Here is a 13,115-nt window from a genome sequence, read left to right as displayed (position 1 = left end):
GCATGAAGGGGAGAAACTTAGCGGCTGAGGCTTAGCGGCTGACCGCTCGAGGTCGAACCGTCGAAGCGGGCATCGGCGCTCTTGTAGACACGGCCGATCGCATTGCCGTTGCGGTCCTTCAGGACCACCTGCTTGCCGGAAACTTCCCAGGAACCCATCTGCGTGAGTTCACCGGCGCAGCCGCGCGTACCGCCGCGCGAGCCACTGCCGAGATTGGTGAGCGTCAGGAACATGTCGCAGGAAGCGCCGCCGTTGGAAACCTTCCAGTTACCGACCATGGATTCCTTGGTCACGTCCATTGCCGTCGCGGGGGCTGCATCGCTCATACCCGTGCCAGGCGCAGCGGCTGCGGGAGCGGCCGGGAACTGGCTGTCACCGGCGGCACCGGGAGGTGGCAGCTGACCGGACTGGACGGAGGGAACCGGCTGGGCCTGCAGCGGCGGAAGAGCACTATTCTGCTGATCAAGGCCGCTATAGGAGGTCCGCTGGCAGCCAGCGAGCGAAAGAACGATCGCGACCCCCGTTGCCGCATACTTCAACTTCATCATCATACTCCCGGTTGACCGCTTCTGGCCGGTTTCTCATACGAAAACACGGCGGAATTATCGCAAACGACCTGTTCGAATCAAGACAGGACGCCTCGCGAACTCCGCACATCGTCTTTCACCAAGACTGAATCGTATTACGATATGGTAAATGGGCTACATCGGTCAAAATGCAACCCATTCCCAAAAGCAGACAGGATCGAACCGGATCAGACGCGACGCTCGACCATCATCTTCTTGATTTCTGCAATCGCCTTGGCCGGGTTGAGCCCCTTCGGGCAGGCCTGCGCGCAGTTCATGATGGTGTGGCAGCGATAGAGCCGGAAAGGATCTTCCAGATTGTCGAGACGTTCGCCCTTGGCTTCGTCGCGGCTGTCGATCAGCCAGCGATAGGCCTGCAGCAGGACAGCCGGGCCGAGGTAGCGGTCGCCATTCCACCAGTAGCTCGGACAGGAGGTCGAGCAGCAGGCGCAGAGAATGCACTCGTAGAGGCCGTCGAGCTTCAGGCGATCTTCGTGGCTCTGCTTCCATTCCTTGGCTGGAGGCGGAGAAACGGTCTTCAGCCACGGCTCGATCGAACGATGCTGAGCGTAGAAGTTCGTCAGATCCGGCACCAGATCCTTGACCACCGGCATGTGCGGCAGAGGATAGACCTTCACCGTGCCGTTCACCTCGTCCATGCCCTTGGTGCAGGCGAGCGTGTTGGTGCCGTCGATGTTCATCGCGCAGGAACCGCAAATGCCTTCGCGGCAGGAGCGGCGCAACGTCAGCGTCGGGTCGATCTTGTTCTTGATGTAGAGCAGACCGTCGAGCACCATCGGACCACAGTCATCGATGTCGATGTAGTAGGTGTCGATCCGCGGGTTCTGGCCGTCGTCCGGGTTCCAGCGATAGATCCGGTATTCCCGGACATTCTTGGCCCCGGCCGGCTTCGGCCATACCTTGCCTTCGGTGATCTGGGAGTTCTTGGGGAGAGCGAGTTCAACCATGTCCAGTTCCTCTTCAGATCAATAGACGCGGGCCTTCGGCGCGATCTTTTTGGGATCGATGCCATCGGCGATCAGGTCGGTATGAACAGGACGATAGTCGAGCTTCACATCGCCAGCTTCCGAAACCCAGGCCAGCGTGTGCTTGCGCCAGTTGACGTCGTCGCGACCAGCGAACGGACCGTCGACATAGTCTTCGCGAGCATGCGAACCACGGCTCTCCTTGCGCGCTTCGGCGCCATAGACGGTCGTGATGGCATTGGCCATCAGGTTCTGCAGTTCGAGGGTCTCGACGAGATCCGAGTTCCAGACCAGCGACCGGTCCGTGACCTTGACATCCGGCAGTTCCTTCCAGATGGCCGAGATGCGGCGGCAGCCGCTCTCCAGCGCTTCCTGGGTGCGGAACACGGCGGCGTCTTCCTGCATGGCGCGCTGCATCTTGTCGCGCAGCACGGCGGTCGGGGTTGAGCCGCTGGCATGGCGGATGCCGTCGAAGCGTTCCATGATCTTGTCACAGGCGGCGATGTCGAGCGCGGGCACCGGCTCGGACTTGTCGATCACCTGCCCGGCGCGGATGGCGGCGGCACGGCCGAAGACCACGAGGTCGATCAGCGAGTTGGAGCCGAGACGGTTTGCACCATGCACCGAGGCGCAACCGGCTTCGCCCACGGCCATCAGGCCGGGCGCGATGCGTTCCGGGTTGTCGGCATCGGCGTTCAGCACTTCGCCCCAGTAGTTCGTTGGAATGCCGCCCATGTTGTAGTGAACGGTGGGCAGGACCGGGATCGGCTCGCGGGTCACGTCGACGCCTGCGAAGATCTTGGCGCTTTCCGAGATACCCGGCAGGCGCTCGTGCAGAACCGCCGGATCGAGATGGTCGAGGTGCAGGAAGATGTGGTCCTTGTTCTTGCCGACGCCGCGGCCTTCACGGATTTCCATCGTCATGCAGCGCGAGACGACGTCGCGCGATGCGAGGTCCTTCGCCGAGGGGGCATAGCGCTCCATGAAGCGCTCGCCTTCGGAGTTCACGAGATAGCCGCCTTCGCCGCGCGCGCCTTCGGTGATCAGGCAGCCTGCGCCATAAATACCGGTCGGGTGGAACTGCACGAATTCCATGTCCTGCAGCGGCAGGTTGGCGCGGGCGATCATGCCGCCGCCGTCACCCGTGCAGGTGTGTGCAGAGGTCGCCGAGAAATAGGCGCGGCCATAACCGCCGGTCGCCAGAACCACCATCTTCGCGGCGAAGCGATGGATCGTGCCGTCGTCGAGGTTCCAGGCAACAACGCCGGTGCATCGGCCGTCGGGCGCCATGATCAGGTCGAGCGCGAAATACTCGATGAAGAATTCGGCATTGTTGCGCAGCGACTGGCCGTAGAGCGTGTGCAGGATGGCGTGGCCGGTACGGTCGGCGGCAGCGCAGGTGCGCTGCACCGGCGGGCCTTCGCCGTAGTTCTGCATGTGGCCGCCGAACGGGCGCTGGTAGATTTTGCCTTCCTCGTTACGCGAGAAGGGAACGCCGTAATGCTCGAGTTCATAGACCGCCTTCGGCGCTTCCATGGCGAGATACTGCATGGCATCCACGTCGCCGAGCCAGTCGGAACCCTTGACGGTATCGTAAAGGTGCCACTGCCAGCAGTCGGGCGTCATGTTGGTAAGCGAGGCGGCAATGCCGCCCTGCGCCGCAACGGTGTGCGAGCGGGTCGGAAAGACCTTGGTGATGCAGGCGGTCTTGAAGCCCTGTTCGGCCATGCCGAGCGTGGCGCGCAGACCGGCGCCGCCGGCGCCTACGACGACGACGTCATAGGAATGGTCGACATACTTGTAGGCCTTGCCGTTCTGAGCGGGAGAACTGATCGATGCCATGTTGAATTACCCTACGAATGCGATCTTCAAGATGGCGAAAAGACAGAGACCGCCGATCAGGATCGTGAAGAACGTGTTGAGCATCAGGAAAACGAGCTTGGCCACTTCCGCGTGGACGTAGTCCTCGATGATCACCTGCATGCCAAGCTTCATGTGGATGAGACCCGAAATGACCACGAGACCCATGATCACGGCGACGAGCGGGTTCGAAAGCGCGCTGACGACTTCTGCGTAAGGCGAGCCTCCGTAGAGAACCACGAAGCCGACGAAGAAGATGATGAGCGGAATGTTGGCGACGGCCGTCATGCGCTGACGCCAGAAATGTTCGGTTCCATCCTTTGCCGAACCGAGGCCGCGGACCTTGCCGAGCGGAGTACGCATATCCATGGAAATCACCTCAAGCGCGAACGATGTAGGCGATCACCCAGATCACCAGGGTAAGCACCACCGAACCGACGAACATGGCTTTGGCGAGCTTGGTCGAGAAATGCTTGTCGAAGCCGTAGCCCAAGTCCCACATCAGGTGACGCAGGCCGCCGAGCATATGGTGAACCAGAGCCCAGGTATAACCGAACAGGATCAGCCGGCCGATGAACGTACCCATGAACCAGCTGACCCACTCGAAATAGGCAGCACCCGTCGAGGCTGCGATCAGCCACCATGCGACCAGCAGCGTGCCGAAATAAAGAGCGCCGCCGGTGATGCGATGCAGGATCGACATGACCATGGTCGGGATCGGCTTGTAGATTTGCAGATGCGGCGACAATGGCCGGTTATTTGTCACATTCGCCATCAGAACCTCGCGGCGTTTAAATGCGGTCCGAGATCTCGGACATCCTCCGTGGCAATGCCCAAAAAAGAGCTTGGTGCATTGCATCAACGGCGACGTTTAATCCCCGAAATGTCGCGCGACAAGCACTATTGCTTGACGTTTTCAATTTAATCGATTCGGATGGATAGAACTTTATGCCTACCTGCGCGTTAATTCGCGCCGCGGAAAATCGCCGCGGCGGGATGACTTTAGGGCGACAATCCGGCAAAGTGGCGTTAACTTTTTGTTAATCGCGTCACAATTGCGAGGGGTATCGCCATGGTCTTGGCTATTGGATTGAAAAGACTTTTCGTCCTGACAGCGACATCAGCCGTCCTCGTATCAGCGCCGCTCCAGGCCGGAAACGACCGGACCTACCGTCCTGCCCGACACGCCTCTTCCTATCATGACGGCGGGGCCGTCATCGGCGGCAACGGCCTGCCCTCCGTCGTTCCGGGTCTCGGCACTTTTGCCGGTTCGCTCACCGCAGTACGCGTGAAGGGCACAGGCATCTACATGGCAATCGAGAAGTGGCCGGTGAACAGCGGCACTGCCTACCGGCCACCGAAGGCAAAGATCATCGAAATCGATGCGGAAACCGGCGATGCCGCCTGTTCCTTCGAGGCAGGCGTGTGCGTCATCCGTCCGCACTGACCCGTTAACGGACCTCAGCGGAACTTCCACACCGTCGTTTTCTTCACCTCGGCGTCTTCCAGTACGCGGGTCACCGGAACCTCATAGGTGGCCAGCGGCTCCAGCCGGTCGGTCGGACGATAGCTGCGACCAGGATCGCCCACCAGAACAGTGACGCCGCCGGCCGAAAGGCCCGTGAACCACTCGACCAATGCTGCCGCGAAATCCCGGTCGTAGAAGACATCGCCCGCAAGAACCAGATCGACATCGAGCGACTGCCCGATAAGGTCATCGCCAGAAAAATCGACGCTCACGCCGTTGGCCTTGGCATTGAGCCTGACCGCCGTCCTCGCCCAGGGATCGATATCGACGGCAAGCACGCTTTTCGCTCCGGCAAGCGCTGCGGCAATGGCCACCAGACCCGATCCGCTGGCGAAATCCACCACGCTCTTGCCGGCGACCGTCTCCGGATGGTCCAGTATGTAGCGGGCAAGCCCCTGCCCGCCGGCCCAGGCAAACGCCCAGAACGGCGGCGGCAGGCCGATTTCCTCAAGGTCCTCCTCGGTCTTCAACCAGAGATCATGCACCTCGCTTGCAAGCCGCAGCCGGATCTCCGGCACATGCGGCGTAGCCATCAGGCTAGTATTGGCAAGGATGAAGCTCTCCGGATCGGCAACCAAGGACAAACCTCAAACCGGCGGGTTTTCAAGGCCGCCCATGCGGCAAACCTCGAAATACTCCTCCTCCGTCACCGGCTGGACGGAAAGGCGCATCGAGGTGACGAGCGACATCTTGGCAAGCTTTTCGCTTGCCTTGACATCCTTCAGCGAAACCGGCTTCGGCATGTCAATTACGGCGCGAATATCGACGCAGTCCCAACGGTCATCGCCCTCGGCGGTCGAATCCGGATGGGAAAGCGCGCAAACTTCGGTGATCCCGACAATCTCCAGCCCCTCGTTCGAATGGTAGAAGAACCCCTTGTCGCCGATCTTCATGGCCCGCATGTTGTTGCGCGCGAGATAGTTTCGCACGCCGGTCCATTCGGTGCCGGCCGCGCCCGCATCCTTCTGCATCTGCCAGGACCACTTGAAGGGTTCCGACTTGTAGAGCCAGAAAGCCATTCCGCTCATGCCTCCGGATTATTGAAGACCCAGTTGTAGGGCTTCACCTCGACGCTTTCAAAAAGACCGGCCTTTGCATAGGGATCGGCATCGGCCAGCGACCTGGCGGCATCAATGTCGGCGGCATCCACGATCACCAGGCTGCCGTTTGGCTTGCCTTCTGCATCAAGGAAGGGGCCGGCGATCTTCAGGGTTCCCTCGGCATTGAGCTTGTTCAGATGCTCGAGATGAGCCGGACGGGTTTCCATCCGCACGTTCAGGTGGCCGGGCTTATCCTTGCAGATAAAGGCAAACAGCATCGTATTTCTCCTGTTGCAATCGGTTTGGTCATTCGGTGGTGATCGGCCGCGACATCAGCTGTTCGATGGCGGTCGGAATTTCGAGGCTGCCGTCGATGACCTGCGCCACCGCATCCGTGATCGGCATGCGAACGCCCAGCCCTTCAGCAAGACGCGACGCGACGGCAGCAGCAAAGGCACCTTCGACCAGCTGGCCGCGCGAAAAATCGATCGGCTCTCCGCGCCCGAGCGAGATGCCGAAACGCAGGTTGCGCGACTGGTGACTGGTGGCGGTCAGCACAAGGTCGCCGAGGCCGGAAAGTCCGCTGACGGTCTCCGCCTTGCCGCCCATGGCCTCGACAAAACGCGACATTTCCGCGAGCCCGCGGGCAATCAGCGCCGCACGCGCGGAATCGCCCAAACCCAGCCCCTCGACAATGCCACAAGCAATCGCCAGCACGTTCTTCAGCGCACCGCCAAGTTGCACGCCGATCCGGTCGGAGGAAGCATAGAGCCGGAAGGTCCGGCCCGATATCGCTCGCGCCAGCCGTTCCGCAACAGCCTGATCGCCTGCAGCAATGGCCATGGCCGTCGGCAGGCCGCGGGCGATATCCACCGCAAAACCCGGTCCCGAAAGCACGGCAATGGCATGGTTCGGCAACGCCTCCTCGAGCACATCCGTCAACAGGCGCGCGGAACTGCGGTCGATCCCCTTGGCACAGGTCACGACCACCGCATCGTCAGCGAGGTAAGGCCCATACTGCCGGGCGGCGTCCACCTGTGCCTGCGACGGCATGGCAAAAAGCACGATGCCGGCCTTAGAAATCGCCGAGAGATCGGATGAAAAGGCGAGCCTCTCCGGCAGAGCGATCCCGGGAAGGGCGGCCTCGTGAACCCGGCTCGACGTCAGATCCGCCATCAATGCCGCATCGCGCCCGACAAGCGTCACTTGCGCCCGTCCCTCGATGGCGATGACGGCAGCCAACGCCGTGCCGAAGGCACCCGCGCCGATCACAGCGATACGTTCCGGCACGCTCATGCCTTGGCTCCCCGCTTGCCGTAGCCAATCACGGCCTTGGCTTCGGAATCAAGCGGCCAGCGCGAACGCGGCTGCACATCGAGATCATCGGGAGCGGCCCCGGTCGCCATGCGCTCCAGCCCAGCCCAGGCGATCATCACGGCATTGTCGGTGCAAAGCTGCATCGGCGGCGCAACGAAGCGGAAGCCGTTTTCGTCGCAAAGCGCCTGCAGCGTGCGCCGCAGTTCCTGATTGGCGGCAACGCCACCGGCGACCACGAGGGCAGGGACGCCCTCGACTTCAGGAAACTCCGCAAGGAAACGCTTCAGGCCACGCCCGATGCGGTCTTCCAGCGTGCGGGAAATGGCCCGCTGGAAGGAGGCGCAGATATCGGAAATGTCCTGGTCGCTCACAGGAGCGATGCTTTCGGCCGCCTGCCGCACCGCGGTCTTCAGCCCGGAAAAGGAAAAGTCGAGCCGCTCCTCGCCCCTGAGCGGCCGGGGAAAATTGAAACGCTTCGGGTTGCCTGTCGCTGCCGCCCGTTCCACCGCCGGACCACCCGGATAAGGAAGGCCAAGCAGCTTGGCTGTCTTGTCGAAAGCCTCACCCAGCGCATCGTCGATCGTCGTGCCCCAGCGCTCGTAATCGCCGATGCCGCGGATCAGGACGAGCTGGGTATGGCCACCGGAAACCAGCAGCATGAGATAGGGAAAGGTGAGGCTGTCGGTCAGCCGCGCCGTCAATGCGTGGCCCTCAAGGTGATTGACCGCATAAAGCGGCTTGCCGGCCGCCCGCGCTATGGCCTTGCCGGTCATCAGCCCGACGATCAATCCGCCGATCAGCCCGGGACCAGATGTCGCAGCCACGGCATCGATCTCCTTCAGCGTGACGCCGGCGCGCTGAAGCGCTTCCTCGATCAGGCTGTCCAGCGCCTCGACGTGAGCACGCGCGGCGATCTCGGGAACCACGCCGCCATAGGCGCTGTGCTCGTCGAGCTGGCTCAGAACCACGTCGCCTTCGATGATGCCGGTGCCGTCTTCAAGGCGCGTGACGACGGCCGCGGCCGTTTCGTCACAGCTCGTCTCGATGCCGAGAATGCGAAGTCTGGATGCCATTTGCCTGTGTTCGTTGATTGCGATCACCCGGAAACCGGTCTACGAGGACTGTCGGTAACAACGGATCAGATCGGATGCAAACAAAACCTTTTCGCATCGGCACACGCGGCAGCCCGCTGGCGCTCGCCCAGGCCTATGAGACCCGCAGCCGGTTGATGGCGGCCCATGGCCTTCCGGAAGAAATGTTCGAGATCGTCGCACTGACGACCAAGGGCGACCGCATCACCGATCGTTCGCTCGCAGAAATCGGCGGCAAGGGCCTTTTCACCGCCGAACTGGAAGAACAGCTTGCCTCCGGCGAACTCGATTTCGCCGTCCATTCCTCGAAAGACATGCCAACCGTCCTGCCGGACGGCCTCTTCCTCTCGGCCTTCCTGCCGCGGGAAGACGTGCGCGATGCCTTCGTCGGCGCAGCCGCCCCGCGCCTAGTCGAACTTCCGCATGGCGCGACCGTCGGTTCATCCTCGCTGCGGCGTCAGGCGCTGATCCGCCGCCTGCGTCCGGACCTGAACGTCATCACCTTCCGCGGCCTCGTCGATACCCGCCTGCGCAAGCTGGCCGAAGGCCAGGTCGATGCCACATTGCTTGCCTTTGCGGGACTGAAGCGTCTCGGAAAGCAGGACGTGCCGACTGAACTGCTCGACCCGAAGGACTTCCCGCCGGCCCCCGCACAAGGCGCGATCTGCATCGAAAGCCGCATCGGCGACGAGCGCGTCAACACCCTGCTGGAATCGATCAACGACCGCACCACCCATGATGCCGTAACCTGCGAGCGGGCATTTCTCGGCGCACTTGACGGTTCGTGCCGCACGCCGATTGCCGGTCATGCGACTTCGGAAGATGGAAAGATCCACTTCTACGGCATGATCCTGACCCCGGACGGCAGCCGTTTCCACGACATTTCGTCCGAAGGTAACGCCACCGACGCTGAACGGATCGGGCGCGAAGCCGGCGAAGCCGTGCGGGCAAAGGCCGGTACCGGTTTTTTTGAAAGCTGGAGCTGAAACCGTGCGCGTTCTCGTGACGCGCCCGGAGCCTTCGGCCACGCGCACGGCCGAAAAACTGCGTCTTATGGAGCACGACCCGGTCGTGCTCCCGCTCGCAAGAGCGGTCCATGACCTAACCGCGACAAGAGCCGCGCTGGCCGCCCCCCATGCAGCGATCGCCGTCACCAGCGCCGAAGCCATCCGCGCGCTGGAAGAACTGGGAGCAGAAACCATTTCGCCCTATCGCGAAGACCTGCTCTTCGCAGTTGGCGCCGTAAGCGCTGAAGCCGCAAGGCGACTGGGTTTCCAGCAGGTCGTAGCGGGAGATGGCGATGGGGCCGCACTGGCGGCAATCATCGCCCGAGATCTCGAAGGCAGGAATCCCGCTGGACGACCGCTGCTTTATCTGGCCGGGAAGCCACGCGCGTTCGGTCTTGAAGAAGCTCTCGAAGAACGACACATCCCGGCAAGCATCTGCGAATGCTACCGCATGGAAAACACTTCCATCACCGAACAGGCATTGCAGGACAGCCTGACAGCGCCACCTGTCGACGCCATTCTCTTCTATTCCGTCGAAAGCGTGCGGCGCTTCTTCGCCCTGCCCTTCACGAAAGCGTGCAGGCAGGCACTCGAAGACGTAAAATTCCTCTGCCTCAGCGACAGAATCCGTAGCGCGATTCCCCCGCAATTGCAGCAGAAAGCCGACGTAGCCCGGCTTCCGGCGGAGGCTTCGCTGCTGACGCTACTCTAAGGTAGAGGGTCCAATTTTGATCTTCGGCCTTCCCTTCCTCTGTTTCACTGACTAGTTTTACTGCACCGCAGGGAAATGAAGAGGTTGCCATGGTTTCCGGAAAGCCGCCCCGTCGATCGAAGTCGCCGCAAGATCCGGTCACGATCGACCTGACAGCAGAGGAAGCGAAGCCCGCGGAGGCCGAGGCCACGCAGCAGGCGGGCAGCGCGGAGATATCCGCGGATGCCTCGATGCCGCGTGCAGATACAAGCCCGATCGACGCACCGCTTCAGGACGCTGAAACCGCAACAACTGCCGAAGAGCCTTCGCCGACAGAGTCCGTGGAAGCGAAGCCGGAAACAGACGTCTTTTCCGAAACGGGAACCGCTTCGGAGCAAGCCGCCACTGAGCCGTCACCGTCCGATCCGACACCACGCCAATCCGCTCCGGCACCCCGCCCCGCTCCCGCGACGTCCTCTCTGGTCGCGGCCGGTATTCTCGGCGGCCTGATCGCACTCATCGCCGCCGGCAGCATGCAATATGCCGGTTTCCTGCCGGCCGCATCGCCCGCGACAAGCTCTGATTCCGACACCTCGGCTCTTTCATCCGAGGTGGAGGCACTCCGCTCGCAGATTGCAACCCTTTCCGCCGCGGGACCGGTCACGACGGACCCCGCCCTAGCGAATCGTCTGGCGGCCCTTGAGGCATCCGTGGCAAGCCGCCCGGAAGCCACCGTCGATCCTGCTGCGGTCGAGGAACTCCGGCTGAAACTCGCCCAGAACGAGGAAGCGCTCGCCACCCTTCGCAATGCCGTCGCCGGCAACAGCCAGGCGCTCTCGGACAGCGAACGCCGCCTTGCGGAGGCGGAAAAAAAGATCGAGGAACCGCGCACCGATGTGCAGATGGCGCGCGCCATCGCCGTGACCGCCCTCAAGTCGGCTATCGACCGTGGCGGCCCCTATCTCGCGGAACTTGATGCTCTCGCCAGCATTGCGCCCGATGATCCAGCAGTGGAAGGCCTGCGCCCCCATGCGGCGACCGGCGTTCAGTCGCGCGCCGATCTGATCCGCCGTTTCTCCCAGACCGCCGATGCGGCCCTTGCCGCGATCCACCAGCCGGATCCGAACGAAGGCATCGGCCAGCGGCTTCTCTCCAGCGCCTTGTCCGTGGTCAAGGTTCGCCCCGTTGGCAATGTCGAGGGATCGACGCCCGAAGCAATCATCGCCCGCATGGAGGACAAGCTGCAGAATGGCGACCTCAAGGGTGCTTCACTCGAATGGGATACCCTGCCCGACGCCGCCAAGGCGGCATCGTCCGGTTTCAATGATCTGCTGAAGACCCGCATCGACGTGGAAGCACTGATCGGTGCGGCCATGGCCGCCGCAGTCGCCGGCACGCCGGGCTGAGGAAAAGAACCCATGCTCAGAATCCTGTCTTACGTCGTCCTCGTCCTTCTTCTCGGTATCGGCTTCGCATGGCTTGCCGAACGTCCCGGCTCGCTTTCGATCGTCTGGCAGGGCCAGTTGATCGAAATGAGCCTGATGGTCGCCGCCGCCATTCTGGTGTCGATCGTGGCCCTCGTCATGTTCATCTGGTGGCTTGCCCGGACAGTGTGGACCTCACCGCATTCCGTGCGCCGTTACTTCCGTTCCCGCACCCGGGATCGGGGCTATCAGGCGCTCTCCACCGGCCTGATCGCTGCCGGTGCCGGAAATGCCGCGCTCGCCCGCAAGATGAGCGCCCGCGCTCGTGGCCTGCTGCGCGCCGATCAGGAGCCGCTGATCCTCGTCCTCGATGCACAGGCCGCCGTCATCGAGGGCCGGTTCGACGAGGCCCGCCGCCTGTTCCAGCAGATGTCGGAGGACCCGGAAACCCGCGAACTCGGCCTGCGGGGGCTTCATGTCGAGGCGACCCGTCTCGGCGCCCATGAGGCCGCCCGCCAATATGCGGAAGCCGCCGCCGAAAGCGCCCCCTACCTTCCCTGGGCGGCGAAATCGACGCTGGAACACCGCTGTCGCGCAGGTCACTGGGACGATGCGATCCGGCTGCTCGACCAGCAGCGTGTCGCCCATGTCTTGAAACGCGCCGAAGCGGACCGCCTGAAGGCCGTGCTGCTGACCGCCAAGGCCGAGGACCGGCTGGAAAGCGATCCGTCGGTTGCCCGCGACAATGCCGTTCAGGCTTTGAAGCTTGCCAAGGATCTGGTGCCGGCAGCGATCGTCGCGGCGAAGGGCTATCTACGGGAAGACAACCTGCGGAAAGCCACGAGCGTGCTGGAACAGGTCTGGAAGCTCTCGCCCCACCCGGAGATCGCCCGCACCTATCTCCGGGCGCGTAGCGGCGACAGCGCCGTCGATAGGCTGAAGAAGGCAGAGCGTCTGGAGCATCTGCGTCCCAACAACATCGAGTCCCTGCTGATCGTCGCCGAGGCCGCCCTCGATGCCCAGGACTTCGCCAGGGCACGCAGCAAGGCGGAAGCCGCCGCCCGCATCGAAGCGAGCGAGCGCGTCTATCTGCTCTTTGCCGATATCGAGGAAGCTCAAACAAACGACCAGGGCCGCATCCGCTACTGGATGGGCGAGGCGCTGAAGGCCGGTCGTGACCCGGCCTGGGTGGCCGATGGCTACGTCTCAGAAAAGTGGCTGCCGCTTTCCCCGATCACTGGCAAGCTGGATGCCTTCGAATGGAAAGTGCCTTTCGACCAGATCGAGGGTGCAATTGAGGACGGCACTGTCAATCGCGGCGAGCAGGCGCTGAGCGCGCTGCCGCCCCTGCAGACGAAGCCGCAGCCACCAGCCGCGCCCGAAAGCCACGAGGCACAACCGATTATCGAAACCACAACGCCTGCCGCTCCGCCGGCACCCTCCAGCAAGCCCGCAAAGGTGACGCCGAAGATGGAAGAGACTGCTCCGGCAGCGGTTCCCGAACCTTTCTTCGGCCGACCGCCCGATGACCCCGGCGTGCGCGATCCTGCGGGGGCAACGGACGACAGCAAGACCCGCCTCCGGCTTTTCTGACAGGGAGAACTC

Annotated in this window: 15 protein-coding genes; 5 read left to right on the top strand and 10 right to left on the bottom strand. The window is 62.7% G+C overall.

Annotated elements, in window-relative coordinates; genetic code table 11:
* Positions 1-17 precede the first annotated feature (17 nt).
* From NBH21_RS12125 to sdhC, 5 genes are all read right to left on the bottom strand, one after another.
* A complete protein-coding gene (locus NBH21_RS12125; protein WP_250913456.1) occupies positions 18-545 on the bottom strand; it encodes a protease inhibitor Inh/omp19 family protein in 528 nt (175 codons plus the stop codon).
* Positions 546-754: 209 nt separating this feature from the next.
* Positions 755-1,534: a succinate dehydrogenase iron-sulfur subunit gene (locus tag NBH21_RS12120; RefSeq protein WP_250913457.1), complete on the bottom strand. Its 780-nt coding sequence runs from the start codon at positions 1,532-1,534 to the stop codon at positions 755-757.
* Positions 1,535-1,552: 18 nt separating this feature from the next.
* Complete coding sequence (sdhA, locus tag NBH21_RS12115) at positions 1,553-3,394, bottom strand: succinate dehydrogenase flavoprotein subunit (RefSeq protein WP_250913458.1); 1,842 nt, start codon at positions 3,392-3,394, stop codon at positions 1,553-1,555.
* 6 nt (positions 3,395-3,400) lie between these two features.
* The gene (gene sdhD / locus NBH21_RS12110; protein WP_250913459.1) at positions 3,401-3,781 is read right to left on the bottom strand and encodes a succinate dehydrogenase, hydrophobic membrane anchor protein; all 381 of its coding nucleotides are present in this window, start codon (positions 3,779-3,781) and stop codon (positions 3,401-3,403) included.
* A gap of 10 nt (positions 3,782-3,791) precedes the next feature.
* On the bottom strand, positions 3,792-4,187 hold the full coding sequence (gene sdhC / locus NBH21_RS12105; protein ID WP_250913460.1) for a succinate dehydrogenase, cytochrome b556 subunit: 396 nt from the start codon (positions 4,185-4,187) through the stop codon (positions 3,792-3,794).
* A gap of 297 nt (positions 4,188-4,484) precedes the next feature.
* Here sdhC and NBH21_RS12100 point away from each other — a divergent pair, with 297 nt between their 5' ends.
* Complete coding sequence (locus NBH21_RS12100; protein WP_250913461.1) at positions 4,485-4,859, top strand: hypothetical protein; 375 nt, start codon at positions 4,485-4,487, stop codon at positions 4,857-4,859.
* 14 nt (positions 4,860-4,873) lie between these two features.
* On the opposite strand, the gene NBH21_RS12095 is transcribed toward NBH21_RS12100, so the two are convergent.
* From NBH21_RS12095 to tsaD, 5 genes are read right to left on the bottom strand one after another with little or no spacing between them, the layout of a single operon-like run.
* Positions 4,874-5,473 carry a class I SAM-dependent methyltransferase gene (locus tag NBH21_RS12095; protein ID WP_425340415.1) on the bottom strand — a complete coding sequence of 200 codons (600 nt, stop codon included), beginning with the start codon at positions 5,471-5,473 and terminating at the stop codon, positions 4,874-4,876.
* A 54-nt stretch (positions 5,474-5,527) separates the two neighbouring features.
* Positions 5,528-5,959, bottom strand: a complete 432-nt coding sequence (locus NBH21_RS12090) for an EVE domain-containing protein (RefSeq protein ID WP_250913699.1) — start codon at positions 5,957-5,959, stop codon at positions 5,528-5,530.
* A 5-nt stretch (positions 5,960-5,964) separates the two neighbouring features.
* Positions 5,965-6,258 carry a YciI-like protein gene (locus NBH21_RS12085; protein ID WP_250913463.1) on the bottom strand — a complete coding sequence of 98 codons (294 nt, stop codon included), beginning with the start codon at positions 6,256-6,258 and terminating at the stop codon, positions 5,965-5,967.
* A gap of 28 nt (positions 6,259-6,286) precedes the next feature.
* Entirely contained in the window at positions 6,287-7,270 is a 984-nt protein-coding gene (locus NBH21_RS12080) for an NAD(P)H-dependent glycerol-3-phosphate dehydrogenase (RefSeq protein WP_250913700.1), read from the bottom strand.
* A gap of 2 nt (positions 7,271-7,272) precedes the next feature.
* A complete protein-coding gene (gene tsaD, locus NBH21_RS12075) occupies positions 7,273-8,370 on the bottom strand; it encodes a tRNA (adenosine(37)-N6)-threonylcarbamoyltransferase complex transferase subunit TsaD (RefSeq protein ID WP_250913464.1) in 1,098 nt (365 codons plus the stop codon).
* A 74-nt stretch (positions 8,371-8,444) separates the two neighbouring features.
* Here tsaD and hemC point away from each other — a divergent pair, with 74 nt between their 5' ends.
* The 4 genes from hemC to NBH21_RS12055 all read left to right on the top strand — a co-directional run bounded on the left by hemC (position 8,445) and on the right by NBH21_RS12055 (position 13,103).
* Positions 8,445-9,374: a hydroxymethylbilane synthase gene (gene hemC, locus NBH21_RS12070; protein ID WP_250913465.1), complete on the top strand. Its 930-nt coding sequence runs from the start codon at positions 8,445-8,447 to the stop codon at positions 9,372-9,374.
* A 4-nt stretch (positions 9,375-9,378) separates the two neighbouring features.
* Complete coding sequence (locus NBH21_RS12065) at positions 9,379-10,107, top strand: uroporphyrinogen-III synthase (protein WP_250913466.1); 729 nt, start codon at positions 9,379-9,381, stop codon at positions 10,105-10,107.
* Positions 10,108-10,196: 89 nt separating this feature from the next.
* Positions 10,197-11,492 carry a hypothetical protein gene (locus NBH21_RS12060; RefSeq protein ID WP_250913467.1) on the top strand — a complete coding sequence of 432 codons (1,296 nt, stop codon included), beginning with the start codon at positions 10,197-10,199 and terminating at the stop codon, positions 11,490-11,492.
* A gap of 12 nt (positions 11,493-11,504) precedes the next feature.
* Complete coding sequence (locus NBH21_RS12055) at positions 11,505-13,103, top strand: heme biosynthesis protein HemY (protein ID WP_250913468.1); 1,599 nt, start codon at positions 11,505-11,507, stop codon at positions 13,101-13,103.
* Positions 13,104-13,115 lie beyond the last annotated feature (12 nt).

This window comes from Ciceribacter sichuanensis, assembly GCF_024055605.1.
GTDB classification, from domain to species: domain Bacteria; phylum Pseudomonadota; class Alphaproteobacteria; order Rhizobiales; family Rhizobiaceae; genus Allorhizobium; species Allorhizobium sichuanense.
The sequence above is the reverse complement of the archived record's forward strand: the minus strand, read 5'-3'. Positions and strand labels throughout refer to the sequence as shown.

Coding starts and splice junctions, on each gene's coding strand:
- hemC (WP_250913465.1), top strand. CDS start 8,445: ATGCAAACAAAACCTTTTCGCATCGGCACACGCGGCAGCCCGCTGGCG.
- sdhD (WP_250913459.1), bottom strand. CDS start 3,781: ATGGATATGCGTACTCCGCTCGGCAAGGTCCGCGGCCTCGGTTCGGCA.
- tsaD (WP_250913464.1), bottom strand. CDS start 8,370: ATGGCATCCAGACTTCGCATTCTCGGCATCGAGACGAGCTGTGACGAA.
- NBH21_RS12125 (WP_250913456.1), bottom strand. CDS start 545: ATGAAGTTGAAGTATGCGGCAACGGGGGTCGCGATCGTTCTTTCGCTC.
- sdhA (WP_250913458.1), bottom strand. CDS start 3,394: ATGGCATCGATCAGTTCTCCCGCTCAGAACGGCAAGGCCTACAAGTAT.
- NBH21_RS12090 (WP_250913699.1), bottom strand. CDS start 5,959: ATGGCTTTCTGGCTCTACAAGTCGGAACCCTTCAAGTGGTCCTGGCAG.
- NBH21_RS12100 (WP_250913461.1), top strand. CDS start 4,485: ATGGTCTTGGCTATTGGATTGAAAAGACTTTTCGTCCTGACAGCGACA.
- sdhC (WP_250913460.1), bottom strand. CDS start 4,187: ATGGCGAATGTGACAAATAACCGGCCATTGTCGCCGCATCTGCAAATC.
- NBH21_RS12055 (WP_250913468.1), top strand. CDS start 11,505: ATGCTCAGAATCCTGTCTTACGTCGTCCTCGTCCTTCTTCTCGGTATC.
- NBH21_RS12095 (WP_425340415.1), bottom strand. CDS start 5,473: ATGGCTACGCCGCATGTGCCGGAGATCCGGCTGCGGCTTGCAAGCGAG.
- NBH21_RS12085 (WP_250913463.1), bottom strand. CDS start 6,258: ATGCTGTTTGCCTTTATCTGCAAGGATAAGCCCGGCCACCTGAACGTG.
- NBH21_RS12120 (WP_250913457.1), bottom strand. CDS start 1,534: ATGGTTGAACTCGCTCTCCCCAAGAACTCCCAGATCACCGAAGGCAAG.
- NBH21_RS12060 (WP_250913467.1), top strand. CDS start 10,197: ATGGTTTCCGGAAAGCCGCCCCGTCGATCGAAGTCGCCGCAAGATCCG.